This window comes from Streptomyces sp. E-08 (assembly GCF_049913095.1).
In the GTDB taxonomy this organism is placed as follows: domain Bacteria; phylum Actinomycetota; class Actinomycetes; order Streptomycetales; family Streptomycetaceae; genus Streptomyces.
In genome coordinates, this window is record NZ_CP183971.1 from 1,937,460 (window position 1) to 1,959,740 (window position 22,281).

Here is a 22,281-nt window from a genome sequence, read left to right on the forward strand (position 1 = left end):
CCGTTAACAAGATGTTGACGCGTGAGCAATACGAGCAAAACCCCAGGTCACGGCAGGGGTGGCGGGCGGGGCGGGCGGGGCGGGCTACAGGGGCGACACCTCGACGGGGAAGCCGTTCAGGACGGCGGTGCCGGAGAGGGGGTCGATCCGGGACCCGTCGAGCAGCTGGTTGACGTTGACGCCGGGGCGCACGGACGCGACGGCGAGCCGGGTGCCCGGCCGGTCGTGCCCCCAGCCGTGCGGCAGGCTGACGACGCCCGGCCGTACGCCGTCGGTGACCTCCACCGGCACCTCCAGCTCACCGCCCTCACCCTTCACCCTGGCCACCCCGCCGTCGGTGAGCCGGAGCCGCTCCGCGTCCCGGGGATGCACCTGGAGGGTGCAGCGGTTCGAACCTCCGCCCAGCGTCGGCGTGTTGTGCAGCCAGCTGTTGTTCGAGCGCAGGTGCCTGCGCCCGACGAGCTGGAGGGTCCCCGGCTCCGGTACGGCGTCGAGGGCGGCCCGCAGCCGGGGCAGGTCGGCGGCGAGGGGCGCCGGGAACAGCTCGATCCGTCCGCTGCGGGTCTTGAGCAGCGCCGGCAGGCGCGACTTCAGCGGCCCGAGGTCGATGCCGTGCGGGTGTGCCTTCAGCTCGTCGAGAGTGAGGCCGTACGGGCCGAGCCTCAGCATCAGGTCGAGTCGCCGCTCGGCTCCGGTGGCCCCGGTGAGCCGGGCGGCGAACTCCTCGGGATCCGCCCCGTACGCCGGCGAGTGCTCCTGCGTCACGGCCTTGGCGAGCGTGGTGCCGATGGCCAGGTCGTCGACGGCGGAGGGCGGGGCGCCGTGCATCCCGGACACGGCGAGGATCAGCCGGGCGTGGATCTCGCACTCGTCCATGCGGTCCGCTTCGAGGGGGACGGCCGCAGGCGTGTACCGGGCCTGGTCGCGGACCGCGAAGGAGTTGAAGGCGAAGTCGAAGTGGGCGGTCCGGGAGGGCGGCGGCGGGGGCAGCAGGACGTCGGCGTGGCGGGTGGTCTCGTTGAGGTACGGGTCGATGGCGACCATCAGATCGAGGGAGTCGAGGGCCGCGTCGAGGCGCTCCCCGTCGGGCGCGGAGAGGACGGGGTTGGCGGCGACGGTGATCACCGCGCGGATGCGCCCCTCCCCCGGCGTCTCGATCTCCTCGGCGAGGGCGACGAGGGGCAGTTCGCCCTTGACCTCGGGGTGGTGCGAGACCCTGCTGTGGCGGCGGCCGAGGGTGAAGCCCCTGCCGGGTCCCGCGGGGCGCGGGGCGGGCGCGGTGGCGGAGAGCGGGAAGAGCGCGCCGCCGGGCCGGTCGAGGTTGCCGGTGAGGACGTTGAGGACGTCGACGAACCAGTTGGCGAGGCTGCCGTACGCCACGGTGGAGCTGCCCATCCGCCCGTAGACGGCGGCGGTGGGCGCGGCGGCGAGCTCCCGGGCGAGGGCGCGGATGGTGTCCGCGTCCACGTCGCAGGCGGCGGCGACCGCCTCGGGGCTGAACTCCCGCACCGCTGCCCGTACCTCCTCGACGCCCTCCACATGGGCGGCGAGCGGGCCGGGGTCGGTGAGTTCCTCGTCGAAGAGGGTGTGGACGAGGGCGGCGAGGAGCAGCGCGTCGGCGCCGGGGCGGATGGCGACGTGCCGGTCGGCGAGGCGGGCGGTGCGGGTGCGCCGGGGGTCGACGACGGTGAGGGTGCCGCCGCGCCGGCGCAGCGCCTTGAGCCTGCCTGGGAAGTCGGGGGCGGTGCACAGGCTGCCGTTGGAGTCGAGCGGGTTGGCTCCGAGGATCAGCAGGTGGTCGGTGCGGTCCAGGTCCGGCACGGGGACGGCGAAGGGGTCCCCGAAGAGCAGTCCGCTGGAGACGTGCTTGGGCATCTGGTCGAGCGTGGAGGCGGTGAAGAGGTTCCGGGTGCGCAACGCGCCGATCAGCAGGGGCGGGTAGAGGGCGCCGGCGACGGTGTGCGCATTGGGGTTGCCCAGGACGATACCCACCGAGTCCGGCCCGTATTCCTCGACGATCGGACGGATTCGGGCGGCGATCGTGTCGAACGCCTCGGCCCAGGTGACCTCCTGGAGTCTGCCGTCCTTGCGGACCATGGGGGTCCGGAGCCGGTCGGGGTCGGCGTCGATCGCAGGGAAGGAGGCCCCCTTGGGGCAGATGAACCCCCGGCTGAAGACGTCGTCGCGGTCGCCGCGCGCCCCGGTGACGCGGCTCCCGTCGAGCGTCAGGGTCAGTCCGCAGGTCGCTTCACAGAGGGGGCATATGCGCAGGGCGGTGGACATGGCGTCTCCCTGGGTGCGTCGGGTGACGCCGAGCCTACCGACCGGTAGGCACGGGCGGGAGGGGCCTGCGCGAGGTCACGAGAGCGAGGGCGCCAGGTACGCGTGGAGCAGACACCGCGTCTCGGCGACGAGCGCCGGGTCCCCGGCGGGGTCTGCGCGGAAGGCGAGCCGGACCAGGGCGTCGGCGGTCTCGACCCCGACGAGGACCTTCCGGTGCAGGTCCTCGTCGGCGGAGCGGCCCAAGTGGGTGGCGAGGAGCGCGCAGATCCGTTCGACGACGAGCCGGTTGGGGTCTTCGGCGGCGGCCTCGCCGGGGGCGTCCGCCGCGGCCTCCCCGGGTGCGGCGGCGGGCACGCCGAAGTCGACGAGCGCGAATCCCGGGACGGTCCGCTTCATCTCGATGAACTCGTCGAGGACGCTGTCGATGGCGCCGTGCGCGTCGAGGATCGGCGCGTCGGCGAGGCGGTCCGAGACCCGCTCGGCGTACCGGTCGAGGTTGCGGTGGGCGAGGGCGGCGACCATCGCCCGCTTGTTGCCGAAGAAGCGGTAGACGGAGCCGATGGGGACGCCGGCTCGGGCGGCGACGGCGCGGGTGCTCAACTGCTCGTACCCGGTCTCGTCGAGGAGTACGGCGCAGGCGTCGAGGATCCGGGCCAGGCGTTCGGCGCTCCGCTGCTGCACGGGGGCGCGGCGCAGCGCCGGCTGGGTTCGGGGGCGGGTCTGAGGCACGGGGTCCATGATGCCGCTCCGGTCGGGATGAGGCGATCGGCCCGTGGGCGCCGGACGGGGCGGTCGCCGGACGGGGCGGTCGCTCAGGCGATGAGCAGGCCGATGCCGCCGAGGGTGTACGCGATCATCAGCACGAACAGCGGCAGTTGGCCGGCGACGGCGCGGGCGGGCGGGAAGAGGCGCAAGGACCGGTCGTGCGCGGCGACGACACCGAGGACGTGACCGGTGACGATCGCGGCGACCTGGAGCGTGGCGAGGCCCCCGGGGCCCAACAGTGGAGCGGGCGAGGGGGCGTTGTCAGTGCCCGCTGCCATGATGACTGTACGTGGCCCTTCGGTCACGAGAAGTGAGAAGTAGTGGGCCGTGAGGTAGCCGAGGGCGATGGGCAGGAGCGAGTGGGCGAAGGAGGTGAGCGGAGTGGTGAGGGCGGGGTTCATCAGGCGCAGGGCGCCGGCGCAGAGGCCATAACAGGCGGCGGCGAGGGCGACGGTGGCGAGGAGGCCGAGCGTGGCGGTGGGGACGGGGCCGAGGGCGGAGGTCTGGAGGGTGGTGATCCAGCGGGGGTTGTCGGAGAGGCCGTCGTAGGCGGTGGAGCCGAGGAGGACGCAGACGGTGGCGACGAGACCGGGGGTCTGAGGGGTGGAGTCGAGGCCGTGGAAGGGGGAGCGCAGGACCAGACGGCCGTCGGCCCGGCGGCCGAGCGGTGAGAGCCGGGCGAGAAGGGAGGAGTAGACCTCGAAGGGGTCGGCGCGGGCGAACCATCGATCGCCGTGGCGGGCGGCGCCGATGAGTTGGACGGCGGTGTGGACGGCGAGGGCGATGAGGAGGGTGGTGGTGGAGGCGTTGTCGGGGGCGACGAGCTCCAGCCAGGTGAAGAGGAGGAGTCCGGCGGCGGCGGGCCGGATGCCGAGCGCGGCCGGCAGGGGGCGCGGGTTCCGTGGCGGACGGAGGGCGTGCAGGGCGCGCAGGGGGTTGAGGAGGCGCCAGGCGGGGCCGAGGAGGAGGGAGGCGGGGACGAGTCCGACCCAGAGGAGGACGTAGAGGGCGCCCGGCGCGGGGTTGCGGTCCGGGTCGTCGGGGCCGAGGAGGAGGTGGAGCAGGAAGACGAGTGCGGCGGCGGCGCCGAGGAGGCGGAGGGCGGTACGGGTGGCAGGGGCGTCGGCCACCCGCTGGACGACGGCGGGGAGCGGGCGGCCGGAGAGGTCGCCGCGGAAGCGGGAGGAGGACCAGAGCAGTCCGAGGGCGAGGAAGGAGACGAGGAGGGCGGTGAAGGCTCCGGCGTAGGCGTAGAAGGGGGAGAGGGGGAGGTCGTGCCGGGAGCCCACGCCGTGGGCGAGCGGGAGCCCGAGGGACCCGGCGGGTACGGGGACGGGGCTCATCGGACGACGAGTTGGGTCAGCACGAGTCCGGACTCGTGCGTCTCGACCTCGAAGAGGCCCGTCCGGTCCGCGGTGAGGGTGAGGGTCGCGGGCGCGCCGGGAGAGAGGGGCAGTTCACGGTCGTAGCCGTGCACGTGAAGGGTGTCGGCGCGGTCGCTGGTGACACGGAGGGTGAGCCGCTCGCCCTTCTTCAGCTCGATGCGGGAGGGAGGTGGCTGGACGGTCGTTCCGGTGATGGTGAGGGTGACGGTCCGCCCGGGGTCGGCGGGCGGGGCGCTGCTCGACGGCGACGGGGTGGAGGCGGAAGGGGAGGCGGAGGGGGCGCCGTCGAGGCGGACCGTGGCCTGGACGGGGGCGCCGGCGACGGCCCAGACGGTGTGGTCGTCCGCGTGGAGGCGGACGGTCAGGGTGTGGGCGCCGGGCGGTACGTATCCCCAGGGGCCGTAGAGGCGGGCGGCCTCCCGGCCGTCGACGAGGAGGCGGGCATGGCCCCGGCCCGGGAGCGCCGCGCCGCCAGTGCTCTCGGGGGTGAAGCGGAACCTCTCCACCGTGAGGTGGACGTTCCAGCCGCCCTCGGAGTCGGGGCGGGCCTCGGCCCTGACGGTGGGCGCGTCCGCCGCGGGGAGTTCACGGAGCCGGTGTCCGCCCTCGTCCCGGGCCGGCAGCAGGGTGCCACTGCTGCCGGTGGCCTCCTGGTGGCTGGTGCCGGGCTTGTGGTGGGTGGTGGCCCGGCCGCCGCAGCCGGTGAGGAGCAACGCGGCGACGGTCACGGCGGCGACCAGGGGGGCGGCGGCGCGCGCGGGCACGAGGGCGGGACCGGGACCGGGGCCCGGCGCGGGGACGCGGCGGGCGGCGACCGCAGGGGCGGAGAGGCCGGGGCCCGGCGCGGGGGCGTTGGCGCGGTGCGTGGTGGAGCCGGGGGCGGCGGAGTCAGGCTCCGTGACGCCGGGCGTGGTGGCGTCGGGGGCCGGGGCGGGTCGGGGGGTCATGCCGTCGCCTCTTCCTCTTCCTCTTCCTCTTCCGCTTCCGCTTCCGGGTGGGTGGCCGGGGGTTCCGTCGGGGGTTCGGGGGTGGTGCGGGTGCCGGCTGCGATCACTGCCCACAGGACCCAGACGACGCCGAGCAGGAGGCGGAGCCAGGCGGGGCTGACGGGGATGCCGGGGACCATGAGGACCGCCTTGTCGAAGGCGTCGAGCAGGGTGAGGGCGCCTAGGGCCACCGTGGTCCAGGCGAGGACGGGGCGGGTGGGGCGCAGGGCGAGGCCGACGAGGGTCCACCACACGCCCGTGAGGAGCAGTGCGACGGCGGGGAGGGGGGTCGGGGTGAGGGCGAGGGTCGAGCCGGCGACGTCGAGGGCCAGGCCGACGAGGCCGATGAGGGTGGCCGCGCCGGCGAGGCGGTTGCCGCGCAGTCGGCGCCACCAGAGGGCGCCGCCCACGAGCGCGAGGACGAGGGCGCTTGCCAGGGCGAGCTGGGTCTCGACGCGCTGGAGGCCGCGGGCGCCGTACCAGTCGCAGCCGGCCGGGAGGCGGCGGGCCTGGACGTTGTAGTCGGCGCAGACGAGGAGCTGGGCGAGTTTGACGGGTTCGCCGACGAGGCGGTCGGTGTTGCCGGAGACCTCACCGCGGCGGGCTCCGCAGGCGGGCGGGGCGCCGGGGGTCGCGGCTCCGGCGTCGGCCTGCCAGCAGTTGCCGTCGCCCTGGCCGTCCCACCAGACTTCGGTGCGGTTGGGGCGGGCGTTGCCGGCCTTGTCGACGCCGAGGCGGTTGCCGGCGTAGCGGTTGTGGTGGGAGGTGTCGGTCTGCTTGCCCCAGGCGGACTCGCCGCGGATGAAGGCGGGGACGGCGCTGAGGAAGAAGGCGGCGCGCTGGTGGCCGTAGACCCAGTTGTCCTCGTAGAGGTTCCAGTTGCCGCCGGCGGTGATGATGCCGGTGCCGGGCGGCATGGAGATCTGGGGGCAGACGACGCCCTGTTCGTAGCCGCGGTCGACGGGCGGCTTGGCGCAGGTGCCGTCGGCGACGTGGGGGTAGTAGTTCTGGTTGTTGTCGTGGATGACGTTGCGTTCGAAGCGGGCGTGGTTCTGCGGCAGTCCGGGGTGGCCGGGGAAGGCGGAGTCCATGGAGGCGCCGCCCATGTTGTGGTCGAACTCGTTGTCGTGGACCCAGACGGAGTCCCCGGCGGTGCCGGAGTAGCCGACCATGTTGTGGTGGCTGCGGCAGCCGGTGATCTCGATGGAGTAGCGGGGGACGTCGTAGCCGTGGCCGTCGTTGATGTTCGAGGCCGAGCCGGGGTAGATGCCGGAGTCGCCGTTCCCGTAGGACTCGCAGTTCTTGTAGAGGCCGTGGTCGGAGGCGAAGGTCAGGAAGCCGTACTCGTCGTTCCAGCGGGTGAGGACGTCGTCGATGACGAAGCCGTCGGCGGCGAGCACGTACAGGGAGTTGAACGTGGTGCGCTGGGCGGTGAAGTTGCGGAAGTAGACGCCGTCGGATCCGTCGGCGCGGATCGCGTTGAGCTTCTGGTACTTGGCGTCGACGACGACGTCGAGGCGGGAGGCGCCGGTGCCCTCGATCTGGAGGTTCTTCTTGCCGAGGATCGCGACCAGGTTCTGGTTGTGCGGGCACTGGAGCTGCTGCGCGTAGCTGAGGATCTGGTAGCCGAGCGCGGACTTGGGGGCCTTGAGCGTGGCGCAGGCGCCGGTGGGCGGCGGCAGGGAGGGCTCCTCCTCGTAGAGGCCGGGGAGGATCCCGATGGTGAGGCCGGGCCGTGCGACGGCGTCGACGGCCTGCTGGAGGTGGCGGTAGCCGCCGCGGGCGCAGCGTTCGAAGAGGGCGAGGTTGCGGGCCTTGAGGCCGGCCGGGAAGCCGGAGATCCGGCGCTCGAAGTCGGCGCGGTCGGTCTTGCAGACGAGGAGGTCGGGTTCACCGGTGCGGAGTTCCGGCACGCTGCCGGATCCGTCGGGGAGGGTGACGGGCCGCTCCTCGTGGGCCTGGGCGCCAGGAGCGGTGAAGAGGGCCGCGGCGAGCGCCACGAGCACGACCGAGAGCACGGAGACGAACCTTCGGGTCCACGACATGCGCGTGAGAGTAGAGCAATGTTCATCTTTTTGAACCCCTCGTGCGGGCATCAATCCGGGCACGGCCGCCGATGCCCCGTTGACGTAGGCCGCGCGGAATCCTACGGTCATCCATAGGATTCCTTGCGGAGTCAGGACGAGCCTCAGGACAGGGCCCCGGAGCAGGGCCTCAGGACAGGAGCGGGCGATGACCACGGAGCAGGCCAGGAAGACGGCCGAGGCGCTCACCTACAGCACCGGTTTCGGCAACGAGCACAGCTCGGAGGCGGTCCCCGGCGCACTGCCGGACGGCCGCAACTCGCCGCAGCGCGCGCCCCTCGGCCTCTACGCCGAGCAGCTCAGCGGCAGCGCCTTCACCGAGCCGCGGTCCCACAACCGCCGCTCCTGGCTCTACCGGATCCGCCCCTCGGCCGCGCACCCGCCGTTCGCCCGGATCGACAACGGCGCGCTCGCGGGCGCCCCCTTCACGGAGACCGTGCCCGACCCCAACCGGCTCCGCTGGAACCCGCTGCCCGAGCCCGCGCCCGGCACCGACTGGCTGGCCGGCCTGTGGACCCTCGGCGGCAACGGCGACGCGACGCAGCGCACCGGCATGGCCGTGCACCTTTATCACGCCAACGCGTCCATGGAGCGGGTCTTCGGCGACGCCGACGGCGAGCTCCTGATCGTCCCGGAGCGCGGCGGCCTCCTCCTCCACACCGAGCTGGGCCTGCTCGCCGCCCACCCGGGCGAGGTGGCGCTGATCCCGCGCGGCGTCCGCTTCCGCGTCGACCTCCTGGACGAGACGGCCCGCGGTTACGTCTGCGAGAACTACGGCGCGCCGTTCCAGCTGCCGGACCTCGGCCCGATCGGCGCCAACGGCCTCGCCAACGCCCGTGACTTCCGCGCCCCGGTCGCCGCCTACGAGGACGTCGAGGGACCGGTCGAGGTGGTCAACAAGTACTGCGGCAACCTCTGGTCGGCGACGTACGGCCACTCGCCGCTGGACGTCGTCGCCTGGCACGGCAACCACACCCCGTACGTCTACGACCTGCGCCGCTTCAACGTCATCGGGACGATCTCGTACGACCACCCCGACCCGTCGATCTTCACGGTCCTCACCTCGCCCTCCGACACTCCCGGGCTCGCGGGCGTCGACTTCGTGGTGTTCGCGCCGCGCTGGCTGGTCGGCGAGGACACCTTCCGCCCGCCGTACTTCCACCGGAACGTGATGAGCGAGTACATGGGCCTCATCGAGGGCGCCTACGACGCCAAGGCGGAGGGCTTCGTACCGGGCGGCGGCTCCCTGCACAACATGATGTCCGCGCACGGCCCCGACCGGGAGACCTTCGACCGGGCGAGCGCCGCCGAGCTGAAGCCACAGAAGATCGACGACGGCCTTGCCTTCATGTTCGAGACCCGCTGGCCGGTGACCGCGACCCCGCAGGCCGCGGGCGCCGACCATCTGCAGAAGGGATACGACGACGTATGGCAAGGTCTGGAGCGCCACTTCCGGCCGTAATGTCTCGGCCGTAAGCCCGTAGCCTTCGTACGGAGAACCCGTGACCGCCTTCGCTCCCGACTCGCTGGTCCTGAACCGCAAGCTGCCGCTCTGGTATCAGGTCTCGCAGTCGCTGCGCGCCTCGATACTGGGCCGCACGCCCGACGCCTCGCTGCGGCTGCCCACCGAGGAGCAGCTCGCGGCCCACTACGGCGTGAGCGTGCTGACCATGCGCCAGGCCCTCAAGGAACTGGAGGAGGAGGGCCTGATCAGCCGGCACCGGCGGCGCGGCACCTTCATCGAGCCGGGCGCGCGGCGGTCCACCCCGCGCCGGCTGCTCGGCTCGATCGACGCGATCGTGGCCCAGCAGTCGGGCGAGCGGACGACGGTCCTCGGGCACGGCACGGAGCCGGTGCCCGGGGAGCTGACGGAGTACTTCCCGGACGTGCCGGAGGTCGTGGCGTACCGGCGGCTGCGCAGCGACGGGGAGAGCGGCGAGCCGACGAACTGGGCGGAGAACGCGGTGCGGCCCGAGCTCGCCGCCGCGATCGACCCGGCCGACCTGGAGCGCTGGCCGATGACGAAGGTGCTGCGGGACGTGGTCGGGGTGCGGATCAGCCGCATCACGGACACGGTCGAGGCCCGCCTCGCGGACCCTGAGACGGCGGGGCTGCTCCAGGTCCCGCTGCTCTCCCCGATCCTGCACTACACCGGCGTCACGTACGACGAGGACGGCAGGGTCGTCGACGTGGCCCGCATCCGCTACCGCGGCGACCGCTTCTCCTTCACGGTGACGGTCGAGGCGCACTGACCGAGGACCGACGGCCGGGGCACACCGATGCCTGCGGCTGGCGTGACTGCCGGACCCGGGCAGGCAGGGCGGCCGACACCCTGCCGGAGCCTGCCTCTCGTCCTGCGGTCCGCGTCGTGCGAGGCTGCCGGCGGGGGGTTGACCGCATGAGACACGTACCTTTCTTCCGCTGGGTCCTGACGGCCGGTTTCACGCTCTTCGCGTGCTCGGTGGGGCTGTACGCGTTCGAGCCTGACGCGGAGCCGCCCGCGACGCGGCAGATCGACCTGACGGTGGTCCACGAGGAGGCCGACGGCACCTGCCGGGTCCGGTGGAGCGATCCGTACGCGAAGAAGACGCGGGAGGGGCCGTACCACTGCGACGCCGGCCGGAGCGACCTCCTCAAGGCGCCGAACTACGAGGACAGCCGGGGCTACGGCTGGGAATCCGGGTTCATGGTCACGGAAGGGCCGGACCGGGGGGACCTGGACGACGTCGAAGCCTCCGCGGAAGAGGGCCTCTCCACCGCCGACGCCCTCCTGCTGCCGGCGGTGCTGTTCATCCTGACCGGACTGGTCGGGGGAAACCTCCGTGCCCTCCCCCGGGTCCTCGGCGTGGAGGCGCGGCTCGTGCGCCGCGCGACCCGGCTGGCCGAGGCCGCCGGGTGGGCGTCAGAGGACTACGCGCGGGCGGTGGACGCGGTACGGGACACCGGGCGGCGGGGGGAGCTGGGCGCGGCGCCCGACCCCGAACTGGTCCGCGCCCTGTGGGTCCTGCGGGAGGCAGGACCAGAGGCGCGGACGGCGGCGGCGACCGCCGGGGAGCTCGTGGAGCGGCTGCGCCCGCTCCTGGAGGAGGCGGCACCCGCCGCCGGTCTCGGCAACAGGCTCCGGGCCGGGCCCGCGGCCCGCGCCGACGCCGAGGCCGCGGTCGCCGAGCTGCGCCGGCTGCTGGCCGACGCCGAACGGCACGGCCTGCGGGAGCGCTTCGCGCAGACCTCGGTCGATCTGCTCCGGGGGCAGGACGCCGAGCGGGCCGCCCTCGCGGCCGGGTCGGACTTCGAGCGGGACCCCGAGGCGTACCGCCGTCTCCGGGAGGACCTCGCTCCGCTCGAACCGGCGGCCCGGCCGGGACCCCCACGACGCCGCCGGTGGCGCCGCTGACGGGTCCACCCCGGCGCGGTCGGCCCTGGCCCCGTACGGACGGCGCTCGTTAGCATGCGGGGCGTGACGGAAGCCCCCCGAGCCGAAGCCCACCGCGCCGAAGCCCACCGGATCGACGCCCGACGAGCCGAGGCCCCCCGAGCGGATGACGCCCCGCCTCATCTCGACGAGCTGATGCCGTGGTCCGTGGCCCCGCTGCGGTTCGGGCGGGCGTGGATCGTCGCGCCCGACGCCCGGACGCTGCGGACCCGCTGGGACCGGCTGGTGGCCGCCGAGGGTGCCGAGCGGGAGGCGCTGTTCCGGCCGAGCCGGGCGCGGACCCCCGCGAGCGCGGTGGGCGCGCTGCCCGGGCAGCGGACCGGGACCACGAGGTTCGCGCGCGAGTCGGGGCCGTGCCCGGAACCGGTACGGGTGGCGCACGGGCCGTTCGACGAGCAGTGGCTGCTGCCGGACCACCGGCTGATCGACACCGCCCGCCCGGAGCTGTGGCGGGTCGCCGGGGAGCCGCAGCTCTTCGCCGTCGAGCAGGGGTACGTGCCGGGGGCGGCGGGACCCGCGCTCCTGGTGACGGGGGCGCTGCCGGAGGGCCGTTCCCCGGCGGGCCGTCCGGGCCGCATCCGGCCGCTGTTCCGGCGCCCCGGGGGCCGGGAGCCCAATCTCGCGCCGGGCCTCCTGGAGTTCCTCGGGAAGCGGTACGGGTGCGAGGTCGGCGCCCGGGACTGGCTGGCGTGGACGGTGGCGGCGGCCCTCCCCTCCCCCACCGGCTGCCGTGTGCCGCTCCCCGGGGACCGGGAGGTGTGGGCGGCGGGCGTGGCGCTCGGCGGGGAGCTCGCCGACGTGCAGCTGCGCGGCGCCCTGAGCGGGACGCGGCCCCGGCTGCCGGGCGGGCGCCGGCCCTATGTGCGGGCGGCGGTCCCGGCCCGTCCGGCGACGATGACGTACGACTCCGAGGCCGAGGTCCTCGACGTCGGCGGGGGCGTGATCTCCCCCGTACCGGCGGAGGCCTGGGAGTACCGGGTCGGCGGGGTGCGGGTCCTGGAGCAGTGGTTCGCGCACCGGACGGCTCCCGCGGAGCCCGGCTCCCTGGAGGCGATCGGGCCGGCGGCCTGGCCGCGGGAGTGGACCTCGGAGCTGCTCGACCTGGTCACCGTGCTCGCGCTGCTCGGGGCGCGGGAGCCGGAGCGGGCCGCGTTCGCGGCCGGGGCGGTGGGCCGGGAGGAGTTGCACGCCGCGGGGATCCTGCCCCCGCCATCCGCGTCCCGGCGCCCCGCGTCCGTACTGGACCATCAGGAGGAGGGCCCGGAGGGCCAGTTCATGCTCCTGTGAGCACGCCCCGGCCGCGGCCCGGGTCGAACGAGTCGAGCAGGCGGGCGATGGTCATCGCGAAGATCTCATCCGCGTCGACGGGCGCGGCGGGCGCCTCCGCGAGCAGTCCGGCGAGGTGCGGGTACCGGCCGCTCGCCACCTGCCCCATGAGGTAGGCGCCGCGCACGGCCTGCTCCTCCTCCTCGGACCAGGGCAGTCCGCGGGCCCGTTCGGCGATGGCCTGCTCGTTGGCGACGGTCGCCATGACCGTGCCGTTGACCATGGCGATGAGCTGCATCTTCAGCCCGGCGGGCACGTCCAGGGGGGCGAGGCAGCCGAGGCACCACTCCAGGAAGCGCAGGGCGTTGGGGCTGAAGCCGTAGGCGGTGGTCATCACCCGGGGCAGCCAGGGGTGGCGGTACATGAGGGCGCGGCTCTGGTGGGCGATCGTGGTCATGTCGGCGCGCCAGTCGCCGCTGGGCTCCGCGGGGAGTTCGTACTCGCCGCTGACCGCGTCGACCATGAGCTCGTACAGGTCCTCCTTGCGGGGGACGTAGTTGTAGAGCGACATGGTGCCGCAGCCGAGTTCGGCGGCGACGCGGCGCATGGAGACCGCGTCGATGCCGTCCGCGTCGGCGATGCGGACGGCCGCGTCCACGATGTCCCGCCGGCTGTAGGCCGGTTTCGGGCCGCGGCCCGTGCGCTCGGGCCGCGCCCAGATCACTTCCGGTTCGGCCGCTCGGCCCGCCATGGATCATCACCTCGCTCCCCATCGTAGTTACGTACACCGTACGTAGTGGGGTATGGTCGCGCCATGACGACTACGTACGCTGTACTTAGTGAAGGCCTGCGGAAGCGTTACGGCGACGTCCACGCCCTCCGCGGCCTCGACCTCGCCGTCCCCGAGGGCACGGTCTGCGGCGTCCTCGGCCCCAACGGAGCCGGCAAGACCACCGCCGTGCGCGTCCTCACCACCCTGGTCGCGCCCGACGGGGGCAGCGCGCTCGTCGCGGGCCACGACGTGGTGCGCGACCCGGCGGGGGTGCGGAAGCGGATCGCGGTCACCGGACAGTCCGCCTCCGTCGACGGCGACCTCACCGGCGCCGAGAACCTCCGCCTCTTCGCGAAGCTGCTCCGCGCCCCGCGCTCCCGCGCCGACGAGCTCCTGGAGCGGTTCGGTCTGACCGCCGCGGCCGGACGGCCCGCCCGCACCTACTCCGGCGGCATGCGGCGCCGCCTCGACCTGGCCGCGAGCCTGCTCGTACCGCCGCGGGTGCTCTTCCTCGACGAACCCACGACCGGGCTCGACCCGCACAGCCGGAACGGGATCTGGGACGCCGTACGGGAGCTGGCCGATCAGGGCACGACCGTGCTGCTGACCACGCAGTACCTGGAGGAGGCCGACCGGCTCGCCGACGACATCGTCCTGATCGACGAGGGACGGGCCGCACAGCGCGGCACCCCGGGCGAACTGAAGGCGCTCGTCGGCAGCTACGCCGAGGTCGTCGTCGCCGACCCCGCGTCCCTCGCGGCGGCCGCGGCCGTCCTCGACCAGCTGACCGGCTCGGAGCCGGTCCTCGACGCCGAGCGCCGCACGGCCGGCGCGGTGACCACGGACACCACGCTCACCCTCCCCCGGATCGTCCGCGAGATCGACGCCGCCGGGGTCCACATCATCGACGCCTCCCTGCGTCCGCCCACCCTCGACGAGGTGTTCCTGCGCCTCACCGACCGGAAGGAGCTCGTCGCGTGAGCGCCCTCGTGCACGACGGGACCGCCGTCCTCGGCCGCCACCTCCTGCGGATCCGGCACGCGCCCGCGATCACGGTCATGACGCAGACGATGCCGATCGTCTTCCTGCTCTTCTTCGGATACGTCTTCGGCAGCGCGCTCGCCGCGCCCGGCGCCGAGTACCGGGCCTTCCTCGTGCCCGGCATGCTCGTCGCGACGGCGGCGGGCGGCCTGATGACGGGCATGTTCCAGGCCGCGCAGGACTCCCACCGGGGCGTCATGGACCGCTTCCGGACCCTGCCCGTGAGCCGGGCCGCGGTCCCCCTCGGACAGGCGCTCGCCGACCTCCTCGCGAGCGCCGTCGGCACCGTCCCGCTGGTCCTCGTCGGTCTCGCCATGGGCTGGCGGATCGAGGGCACGCTCCCCGAGGCCCTGGGCGCCGTCGGCCTGCTGCTGCTCTTCCGCTTCGCGACGACCTGGGTGGGCATCCTGCTCGGCCTCGCCTCGAAGAGCGAGGAGGCGGCCGGACAGCTGGGCAGCGCCACCTTCATGCTGCCGCTCCTCTCGAACGCGTACATCCCCACCGACGGCATGCCCGGCTGGCTGCGGACGGTCTCCGAGTGGAACCCCATCTCGGCGGTCACCACGGCGGTACGGGACCTCTTCGGGAACGCGCCGGTCCCCGTGGACGCGGCCTGGCCGGTGGCCCACCCGGTCGCGGGCGCGCTGCTCTGGTCCCTCGGCCTCGTCGCCGTCTTCGCCCCGCTCGCGGTGCGCCGGTACGCCCGGGGGTGACGCACCCCCTGATGACAGGGACCGGCCGGGCACGGTAGGCAGGACGGTCATGAGCACTCCGCCCCTCCCCCCGGCCCCTCAGCCCCTCCCTCCGGCCCCTCAGCCCCTCCCCCTCGCCGGGGTCACGGTCGTCGCCGTCGAGCAGGCCGTCGCCGCGCCCTTCGCCACCCGCCAGCTCGCCGACCTCGGCGCCCGCGTCGTCAAGATCGAGCGCCCCGACGGCGGGGACTTCGCCCGCGGGTACGACACGGCAGCCCGGGGCCTCGCCTCGCACTTCGTGTGGTGCAACCGCGGCAAGGAGTCGGTGGCGGTCGACCTCAAGGACCCCCGGGGCCTCACGCTCGTCCGCAGGATGGTGGCCGGCGCCGACGTCTTCGTACAGAACCTGGCGCAGGGCGCCGCGGCCCGCCTCGGCCTCGACGCCGCCACCCTCTGCGCGGCGCACCCGCGGCTGATCGCGGTGGACGTCTCGGGGTACGGGGCGGAGGGACCGTACGCGCACAAACGGGCGTACGACATGCTCGTCCAGTGCGAGGCGGGCCTCGTGTCGGTGACCGGCACCCCGGAGCAGCCCGTGAAGTCGGGGATCCCGGCCGCCGACATCGCGGCCGGGATGTACGCCTTCTCCGGTGTGCTGGCGGCCCTCGTGCGCCGCGGCACCACCGGCCGCGGCGGTCCGGTGGAGGTCTCCCTGCTCGACTCGCTGGCCGAGTGGATGGGGCATCCGCTGCACCACGGGATGCACGGGGGCACGGCACCGGCGCGCACGGGGCTCGCGCACGCCGTGATCGCCCCGTACGACGCCTATCCGACGGCGGACGGCGGCCTGGTCCTGCTGTCCGTGCAGAACGACCGCGAGTGGCGGCGGCTCGCCGAGCAGGTCCTCGGCCGGCCCGGGCTCGCCGACGCCCCGGAGTTCGCGACCAACACGGCACGGGTGGCGGGGCGCGCGGCGACAGACGCGGTGGTCGCGGAGGCGCTCGCGCCGCTGACGGCGGCCGAGGCGCTGGCCCGGCTCGACGCGGCGGGCATCGCCTGCGCCCGGCTCAACTCGGTCGCGGAGCTCGCGGACCACCCGCAGCTGACGGCCCGTGACCGCTGGCGGGCGGTGGAGTCCCCGGCCGGGCCGCTGCGTTCGCTGCTGCCGCCGATCGTGTTCCCGGACGCGCCGGAGCCCCGGATGGACCGGATCCCGGCCCTCGGACAGGACACGGACGAGGTACTCGCCGAGCTCGGGGTGCCGGAGGCGGAGCTGAAGGAGCTGCGGAGCGCGGGAGTGATCGCCTGACGGGTCGCGGGCCGGAGCGGCCGCCTGGGTGAGCGGGCGGCGGTCGCTCCGGGAGCGGGGCACCCCGGGCACGACGGAGCGCCGGACGGGCGGGGACACGTCCGGCGGGGTCGTGGTCGGGGCCGTACGGGCGGCCGAGCCGTCCGGGCTAGTGACGCGTGCCGAAGAGCGAGCGGCGCAGGCGTCGCAGCGGGGCGAAGAGCGAGACCCGCGCGCTGCGGCTGCGGTGGCTGTGCACCGGCGCCTCACGCGTACGCGTCGTCAGTTCCCGCATGAGCAGCGTCGCCTCGGCCACCTCGCGCTGGGGCACGGCGGGGCCGCCGAGCACCGCGAGATGGCGGTCGAGTCGCGAACTGGTCGCGCTGCTCCCGCAGGTGATGGCAGGCACTCGCGGCCTGCTGCGCATTGCTATCTGTTCCATGTCACTCCCCACCCGTACAAGGGCACCCGGCCCGGGCAGGCTAACCCTATCGCCCCATCGCGACACCCGGGTATCCCGGCGGCGGGATTCACCGCACCCGTACGGGGGTTGACGGTGACTGTCCGAATCCATCTGATTCCAGGGCGAGTTGGACAGCGCTCGAACACCTGCCGAACCGTCACGAACCATCCTGCACTCCGGACCGTCATCCACGGTCGCGCGGACCGGTGTGATCTCCACCACCAAGATCGCCCGAGCCGTCCGGCAGGGGACCTTCGCGGGACGGCAGCCCTCCGGACTCCCCTCGGCTACCGTGGATCCATGACGGTGATCGCGGGTCGTTACCGGCTTCTCGACGTGCTCGCCGAGGGGACGGCGGGCACCGTGTGGCGTGCCCTGGACGAGACGGACCGCCACGAGGTGGCGCTCAAGGAGCTCCGCGCCCCGGCCGGGCTGCCGGCGGACGAGACGCTGCTGCTGTACGCGCGGCGGGAGCGCGCGGCGCGGGCCGCCGCCCGGATCTCCCACCCCTCCGTCGTACGGGTCCTGGGCGTGGCCACCGAGGACGGCCGACCCTGGGTCGTCATGGAGCTGGTCCGCGGCCTCACCCTCGCCGAGACCCTCGACGCGGGCGGTCCGCTGCCCGCGCGCGAGGCCGCGCGGGTCGGCGCCGAGGTCCTCGCCGGGCTGCGGGCCGCCCGGGAGGCCGGTGTGCCGCACCGGGGCGTGCGGCCGGGACAGGTGCTCCTCGCGAACGACGGGCGGGTCGTGGTCACCGGCTTCGACGGCGCGCCGGACGACGGGACGGATCCGGAGACGGACCTGCGCTCCCTCGGGGCGCTCCTCGACGCGGCGGTGGACGGCCGCTCCGGGCCGCTGGGTGCCGTCATCGACGAGCTGACGTGTGAGGAGCCCGGCGTGACGGCCGATCAGGTGGAGCGCGAGCTGCGCCGGACGGCGGCGGGCGGTGCGCCGAGGACGGAGCCGGGAGCCGCGGTGGAGGCTTCGGCGCCGCCCCGGACGACACCCGGGGGCGACGACGACGCCACCGGGCCGGGCGCTCCGGCGCCGCCTTCCCCGGCGGGGCGGTCACGGACGGGGCGGCGACGGACGGCGCCCCGCCGGGGGCCCGTCCTGGTGGCCGGGGTCGTCGGGGCGCTGCTGATCGCGGGTGCGTTGACGTATCGGGCGGTACGGGACGACGGTCCGGGCACCGGGCCGGAGCCGGGCGGTGTCACGAGCACCGCTCCGGCCCGGCCCGGCGCCGCGGGCGCCGACGGCGGGACGGTTACGCCGCGCCCCTGAAGGCGGGCAGGTAGCCGCCGGACTGTCCGGCGGCGGTCGGGTGGTACGACTCGCCGATGTTGAGCCAGTTGACGCTGTGCAGCCAGGCGGAGCCCGAGCAGATCTCGTGTCCGGTGAAGCCCGGGACGACACTGGCGAACGTGAAGCCGTGGTCGGCGGCGCGCTTGGCCACGGCGGCGTTGAGGTAGTCCGAGGCGCCGTTGATGGCGCTGCGCTCGTTCTCGCTCAGGCCGGCGACGCAGCTGCCGCCCAGCTGGTAGAAGCGCGGGTAGCCGAGGACGACCACGTGCGCGGAGGGCGCCTTGCCGCTGATGGCGTCGTAGACGGAGTCGAGCTTGCCGGGGAGCGTGCTGTCGACGTAGGCCTTGGCCTGATTCACACGGTTGATGCAGGTGGATTCGGACTGGAGCACACACGTCGTCATGACGTCGGCGAAACCGGCGTCATTTCCCCCGATCGTGAGGGACACCAGGTCAGTGGCGGCCGAGAGGGGTCCGAGCTGATTCGCGGTCACATCACCCGTTCGGGCGCCCGAGCAGGCGGTGAAGGCGAACGAGGAGGGGGCGTTCGCGTTCTTCCACAGGACCGGATACGCCTTCGTGGAGCGCTTGCAGTCGCCGCTGGCGCTGTCGTAACTACCGGAGCCGACGCCGGAGGAGTACGAGTCCCCCAGGGCCACGTAGTCGAGTGCGGCGTTCTCGGCGGCCTGGGCCGCGCCCGCCCCGGTGAGGGCGAGGACGGCACCGAGGAGGAGCGAGGACGAGAGAGCGGCAAAACGGGACAGTCTCATGGAACCTCCCTGTAGCAGGATCTCTGCGTTACCAGGTAGTAGCAGCGGATCCGACGGACCGGAAGTGTTCATGTCAAAACTGGGGGTGAACACCCGCCGATCCTCCATCAGGAACCGTCGAGATCAAGCCACTTCGGGAGAGCGCCACACCGAGCCGGGCCAGGCCGCAAAACCCGGTGCGCGGGCCCCTGCCGTGGCGGATCATGGGCGCCATGTCTGACACCCCCGTCGTACCGTCCGCCCTGCGGCAGCAGCCGGCCGCTTCGCTGCCCGTCATCGTGAACATCGACGACAGCGACTCGCCCGGGGACGTGATGGACGCGCTGTTCCTCGACCGCTTCACCACCGGCGAGCAGCCGCACGCGCACAGCACCACCCTGGACCGGGCGAAACCCGACGCGACGCTGCTCCCGGAGGGGGCGACGGTGCTGCGGGCCGCGAAGGACGACGACCGCAGCTCGGTGCTCGCCGAGGGCGAGGGCTGGACGATCCTCTCCTCCCGCTGGAACCGGCGGGCGGACGTGACCGTCACGGCCACCGACCCCGAGCTGGCGAAGCGGATCCTCGACGAGGCCACGGACGGGGCGAAGGACGAGCCGGAGCCGGAGCCCGAGGACGTCACGATGGGCTTCTGGTACGTGGCTCCGCAGCGCGGCCCGCGCCGGATGACCCGCCGGATCAGCGCCGGGACCTGGGAGGAGGTCCGGCCCAACTACTCGGCGTCGGTGGCCGACTCGATGGACCGGCTGATGAAGGTGACCCCGGAGGACATCACCGGCCGGCTCCTGCTGCTGCACGGCCCGCCGGGGACGGGCAAGACCTCGGCGCTGCGGACCCTGGCCCGGTCGTGGCAGGACTGGTGCCAGGTGGACTGCGTGCTCGACCCGGAGCGGCTCTTCAACGACATCGGCTATCTGATGGACATCGCGATCGGCGAGGACGACGGCACGTCGAAGGAGCGCTGGCGGCTGCTGCTCCTGGAGGACTGCGACGAGCTGATCCGGGGCGGGGCGAAGCACACGGCGGGTCAGGCCCTCTCGCGGCTGCTCAACCTGACGGACGGGCTGCTCGGCCAGGGGCGCAACGTCCTGGTCGGCGTCACCACCAACGAGGACCTGGAGCGGCTGCATCCGGCGGTCGTCCGGCCGGGCCGCTGCCTGGCCCGCGTCGAGGTCGGACCGCTGAGCCGGGCCGAGTCGGTGGAGTGGCTCGGCCGCGAGGAGGACGTGCCGCGCGAGGGCGCGACGCTCGCGGAGCTGTTCGCGCTGCGCCGCGGCACGCCCTCGGCGGACCTCCCGGAGCCCCGCACGTCGGGGGCGGGTCTGTACCTGTAGGGCCCGTCGGCCCGACCCTCAGGGCCCGGGCGGAGGAACCCGTCGGCCTGACCCCGGCACCCCGGACGGAGCCGTCGGCCTGACCCTCGGGGCCCGTACGGGGCGCGGGCGCCCGGCCCCCGACGCCCGGACGGCGCCGTCGGTCTGGACCCGGCGGCCCGGACGAAGACCCGTCAGTCGTCGTACGCCGCCCGCAGGGCCTCGTTCAGGGCCGCCTCCGCGGCCTCGCGGCTGAGGCCGAGGCGGCGGGCCTCCTCGGCGTACTGGGCGGCGGCGGTGGCGGCCCGGCGGGTCGCCGCGTCACCGGCGGCGGCGACGAAGGTGCCGTGGCGCCCGCGGGTCTCGATGACGCCGTCCGCCTCCAGCGCCTTGTACGCCTTGGCGACCGTGTTCGCTGCGAGGCCCAGCTGCTCCGCGAGCCCCCGTACCGTCGGCAGCTTGTATCCGACCGGCAGTCTGCCCGACCGGGCCCGCTCCGAGATCTGGGCACGCAGTTGTTCGTAGGGAGCGGTGGTGGATCCGTGGTCCACGGCGATGGTGAGTGTCACCCCGCCGATTCTGCCCCCACCCCGCCGGAAAATGGGAGGCGGCGGCACGTCCCCGCCCGTAGCGTGCCACCACATGACTGTGATCGTCCGTGATGTACGGCCCCAGGACGCCGAGGGCTTCGCCCGGGTCCGCCGGGCCGCCGTGCCCTACATGCTCGCCACCGCCGAGCAGCTCGCCTTCGACTGGGCGCACTCCCACCCCGAGAGCCACGCGCGCCCCCTCGTCGCCGTGACCGAGGACGGCGAGGTCATCGGGACCGTACAGCTGAGGATCGCTCACGACGCCCCGGAGCCCGGCATAGGCTCCGTCAACGTGTATGTGGACCCCGCGCGTCTGGGCCTCGGCGCGGGGACGCTGCTGCTGCGCGCCGCCGAGGAGCACCTCGCGGAGCGGGGCGCGCGGACGCTGTACAGCTGGGTCGTGGACGAGCCGGCGAGCCGCGCGTGGGCCGAGCGGCGGGGGTACGCGCCCCGTCGCAGCGCGCACTTCCTCCGGCTCGACCTGACGAAGGACGGGCTGCCGCCGCTGGAGGACCCGCCGGCCGGTGTCGAGCTGCGTACGGCCGAGGACTTCGTGGCCGATCCCCGGCCGCTGTTCGAGCTGGATGCGGTGACGACGGCGGACGAGCCGGGCGATGTGGGCGCGGAGCTGGACGACTACGCGTACTGGCTGGAGACCACCTGGAGCCACCCGCTGCTGGACCGGGCGCTGACGACGGTCGCGGTGGTGGACGGGGTGCCGGCGGCCTTCACCGCGGCGCAGACGGACGGTCTGGGCCGGTACTCCTCGGGGATGACCGGTACCGCGCCCGCGTTCCGGGGGCGCGGCCTCGCGAAGCTCGCCAAGAACGCCTCGCTGCACCGGGCCCGGGCCGCGGGCTGCGTGGAGGCGTTCACGAGCAACGACGCGGGCAACGGGCCGATGCTGGCGATCAACGAGTGGTTCGGTTACGGGATCAGCGCGACGGAGGTGCGGCATGTCCGGACGATCGGTTGAGGTCACCCTGACGAAGGCGGGCAGGACGAAGATCCGCTACCCGGCCGAGGTGCTGACGGAGGAGGGGGCCCGGCTCTCGGTGCGTGCCCCGTGGGCGGCCGAGGGGGTGCGGGACTTCGGTTTCGTGCGGTTCGAGCCGGGTGACGTGTTCGTGGAGCACTACTGGAGCGACCGCTGGTTCACGGTCAAGGAGGTGTGGGCCGCCGACGGCGCTCTGAAGGGCTGGTACTGCGACATCACGCGGCCGGCCGAGATCGGCGGTTCCGGGGTGGTGGTCGAGGACCTGGACCTGGATCTGTGGGTGTCGGCGGACGGCAGCGAGGTGCTGCGCCTCGACGAGGACGAGTTCGCGGCGAGCGGTCTCGCCGCCTCCGACCCGGAGGCGGCGGCCCGTGCCGTGGTGGCCCTCGACGAGCTGGAGGCGCTCGGCCGGGAGGGCCTGATCGGCCTGCTGGGTTAACGCAGTTCGACGTCCGCCTGCTCGGCGGCGAGGAAGCCGGGGAGCGGCAGGCCCGACTCGCCGGGCGTGAGCTGCAGGAGGGTGGCCTCCACGCGGGCGGCGCCCGGCCGGTAGGCGGGGTCCTTCACGACGGCGCTGTTGGTCCAGGTGTGGAGGTGGCCGTCGCAGACGGCGCGGGTGCCGCCGATCCCGGTGGAGCGGCTGCCCTGCTTGAGGGTGGAGCTGACGAAGACGGGGCCCTCGCTGTCGTCGAGGCAGCGGTACGTGCCGGAGACGCTGACCGTGGCGTCGGCGGCGAGGGTGCCGTACTCGTCGACGGTGAGGCCGCCGCCGGCCCCTCCCGCGTGGGCGAGAGGGGCGACGGCGGCGGTGAGCAGGGCTGCTGCGGCGAGGACGAGTCGGACGCGCAT

The 22,281-nt window shown here is 74.1% G+C and carries 21 protein-coding genes; 11 read left to right on the forward strand and 10 right to left on the reverse strand.

The genetic code is table 11. From position 1 onward, the window contains the following. Positions 1-84: 84 nt before the first annotated feature. From ACN9MM_RS08875 to ACN9MM_RS08895, 5 genes are all read right to left on the reverse strand, one after another. The gene (locus ACN9MM_RS08875) at positions 85-2,283 is read right to left on the reverse strand and encodes a molybdopterin-dependent oxidoreductase (RefSeq protein ID WP_426363107.1); all 2,199 of its coding nucleotides are present in this window, start codon (positions 2,281-2,283) and stop codon (positions 85-87) included. 75 nt (positions 2,284-2,358) lie between these two features. Next, positions 2,359-3,021 carry a TetR family transcriptional regulator gene (locus ACN9MM_RS08880; protein WP_426363108.1) on the reverse strand — a complete coding sequence of 221 codons (663 nt, stop codon included), beginning with the start codon at positions 3,019-3,021 and terminating at the stop codon, positions 2,359-2,361. Positions 3,022-3,095: 74 nt separating this feature from the next. Next, positions 3,096-4,391, reverse strand: a complete 1,296-nt coding sequence (locus ACN9MM_RS08885; RefSeq protein ID WP_426363109.1) for a hypothetical protein — start codon at positions 4,389-4,391, stop codon at positions 3,096-3,098. Continuing rightward, on the reverse strand, positions 4,388-5,380 hold the full coding sequence (locus ACN9MM_RS08890; RefSeq protein ID WP_426363110.1) for a hypothetical protein: 993 nt from the start codon (positions 5,378-5,380) through the stop codon (positions 4,388-4,390). The genes ACN9MM_RS08885 and ACN9MM_RS08890 overlap by 4 nt, the downstream gene beginning before the upstream one ends. Then, positions 5,377-7,464, reverse strand: coding sequence for a right-handed parallel beta-helix repeat-containing protein (locus ACN9MM_RS08895; RefSeq protein ID WP_426363111.1), 2,088 nt, complete (start codon positions 7,462-7,464; stop codon positions 5,377-5,379). Before ACN9MM_RS08895 ends, ACN9MM_RS08890 begins: the two co-directional genes overlap by 4 nt. Before the next feature lie 187 nt (positions 7,465-7,651). On the opposite strand from ACN9MM_RS08895, the gene hmgA reads away from it, so the two are divergent. The 4 genes from hmgA (at position 7,652) to ACN9MM_RS08915 (ending at position 12,223) form a co-directional block, all read left to right on the forward strand. Continuing rightward, on the forward strand, positions 7,652-8,965 hold the full coding sequence (hmgA, locus tag ACN9MM_RS08900; RefSeq protein ID WP_426363112.1) for a homogentisate 1,2-dioxygenase: 1,314 nt from the start codon (positions 7,652-7,654) through the stop codon (positions 8,963-8,965). Positions 8,966-9,005: 40 nt separating this feature from the next. Then, positions 9,006-9,755, forward strand: a complete 750-nt coding sequence (locus tag ACN9MM_RS08905) for a GntR family transcriptional regulator (RefSeq protein ID WP_426363113.1) — start codon at positions 9,006-9,008, stop codon at positions 9,753-9,755. 146 nt (positions 9,756-9,901) lie between these two features. Next, positions 9,902-10,897 carry a hypothetical protein gene (locus ACN9MM_RS08910; RefSeq protein WP_426363114.1) on the forward strand — a complete coding sequence of 332 codons (996 nt, stop codon included), beginning with the start codon at positions 9,902-9,904 and terminating at the stop codon, positions 10,895-10,897. A 54-nt stretch (positions 10,898-10,951) separates the two neighbouring features. Then, positions 10,952-12,223: a type ISP restriction/modification enzyme gene (locus ACN9MM_RS08915; protein WP_426363115.1), complete on the forward strand. Its 1,272-nt coding sequence runs from the start codon at positions 10,952-10,954 to the stop codon at positions 12,221-12,223. Here the strand turns inward: ACN9MM_RS08915 and ACN9MM_RS08920 are convergent. Further along, positions 12,210-12,953: a TetR/AcrR family transcriptional regulator gene (locus tag ACN9MM_RS08920; protein ID WP_426363116.1), complete on the reverse strand. Its 744-nt coding sequence runs from the start codon at positions 12,951-12,953 to the stop codon at positions 12,210-12,212. The genes ACN9MM_RS08915 and ACN9MM_RS08920 overlap by 14 nt on opposite strands. Before the next feature lie 63 nt (positions 12,954-13,016). Between ACN9MM_RS08920 and ACN9MM_RS08925 the strand changes: the two genes are divergently transcribed. From ACN9MM_RS08925 to ACN9MM_RS08935, 3 genes are read left to right on the forward strand one after another with little or no spacing between them, the layout of a single operon-like run. Further along, positions 13,017-13,955: an ATP-binding cassette domain-containing protein gene (locus ACN9MM_RS08925; RefSeq protein ID WP_426363117.1), complete on the forward strand. Its 939-nt coding sequence runs from the start codon at positions 13,017-13,019 to the stop codon at positions 13,953-13,955. Next, the gene (locus ACN9MM_RS08930) at positions 13,952-14,728 is read left to right on the forward strand and encodes an ABC transporter permease (protein ID WP_382861348.1); all 777 of its coding nucleotides are present in this window, start codon (positions 13,952-13,954) and stop codon (positions 14,726-14,728) included. The genes ACN9MM_RS08925 and ACN9MM_RS08930 overlap by 4 nt, the downstream gene beginning before the upstream one ends. A 49-nt stretch (positions 14,729-14,777) precedes the next feature. Next, positions 14,778-16,016, forward strand: coding sequence for a CaiB/BaiF CoA transferase family protein (locus ACN9MM_RS08935; RefSeq protein ID WP_426363118.1), 1,239 nt, complete (start codon positions 14,778-14,780; stop codon positions 16,014-16,016). Between the two features lie 148 nt (positions 16,017-16,164). On the opposite strand, the gene ACN9MM_RS08940 is transcribed toward ACN9MM_RS08935, so the two are convergent. After that, a complete protein-coding gene (locus ACN9MM_RS08940; RefSeq protein WP_382861354.1) occupies positions 16,165-16,437 on the reverse strand; it encodes a hypothetical protein in 273 nt (90 codons plus the stop codon). A 321-nt stretch (positions 16,438-16,758) separates the two neighbouring features. Here ACN9MM_RS08940 and ACN9MM_RS08945 point away from each other — a divergent pair, with 321 nt between their 5' ends. After that, positions 16,759-17,742 carry a protein kinase domain-containing protein gene (locus ACN9MM_RS08945; RefSeq protein WP_426363119.1) on the forward strand — a complete coding sequence of 328 codons (984 nt, stop codon included), beginning with the start codon at positions 16,759-16,761 and terminating at the stop codon, positions 17,740-17,742. Here the strand turns inward: ACN9MM_RS08945 and ACN9MM_RS08950 are convergent. Then, positions 17,726-18,532, reverse strand: coding sequence for an SGNH/GDSL hydrolase family protein (locus tag ACN9MM_RS08950; RefSeq protein ID WP_426363120.1), 807 nt, complete (start codon positions 18,530-18,532; stop codon positions 17,726-17,728). The genes ACN9MM_RS08945 and ACN9MM_RS08950 overlap by 17 nt on opposite strands. A gap of 203 nt (positions 18,533-18,735) precedes the next feature. On the opposite strand from ACN9MM_RS08950, the gene ACN9MM_RS08955 reads away from it, so the two are divergent. Further along, positions 18,736-19,866: a DUF5925 domain-containing protein gene (locus ACN9MM_RS08955; RefSeq protein WP_426363121.1), complete on the forward strand. Its 1,131-nt coding sequence runs from the start codon at positions 18,736-18,738 to the stop codon at positions 19,864-19,866. 173 nt (positions 19,867-20,039) lie between these two features. Here ACN9MM_RS08955 and ACN9MM_RS08960 read toward each other — a convergent pair whose 3' ends face one another. Further along, positions 20,040-20,414 carry a GntR family transcriptional regulator gene (locus ACN9MM_RS08960; RefSeq protein ID WP_329855750.1) on the reverse strand — a complete coding sequence of 125 codons (375 nt, stop codon included), beginning with the start codon at positions 20,412-20,414 and terminating at the stop codon, positions 20,040-20,042. Between the two features lie 73 nt (positions 20,415-20,487). Here ACN9MM_RS08960 and ACN9MM_RS08965 point away from each other — a divergent pair, with 73 nt between their 5' ends. Both ACN9MM_RS08965 and ACN9MM_RS08970 read left to right on the forward strand, forming a co-directional pair. After that, positions 20,488-21,411 carry a GNAT family N-acetyltransferase gene (locus ACN9MM_RS08965; RefSeq protein ID WP_426363122.1) on the forward strand — a complete coding sequence of 308 codons (924 nt, stop codon included), beginning with the start codon at positions 20,488-20,490 and terminating at the stop codon, positions 21,409-21,411. Beyond that, positions 21,392-21,871, forward strand: coding sequence for a DUF402 domain-containing protein (locus ACN9MM_RS08970; RefSeq protein ID WP_426363123.1), 480 nt, complete (start codon positions 21,392-21,394; stop codon positions 21,869-21,871). Before ACN9MM_RS08965 ends, ACN9MM_RS08970 begins: the two co-directional genes overlap by 20 nt. Here ACN9MM_RS08970 and ACN9MM_RS08975 read toward each other — a convergent pair. Further along, the gene (locus tag ACN9MM_RS08975; protein ID WP_426363125.1) at positions 21,868-22,281 is read right to left on the reverse strand and encodes a DUF6299 family protein; all 414 of its coding nucleotides are present in this window, start codon (positions 22,279-22,281) and stop codon (positions 21,868-21,870) included. The two genes, ACN9MM_RS08970 and ACN9MM_RS08975, sit on opposite strands and share 4 nt — an antisense overlap.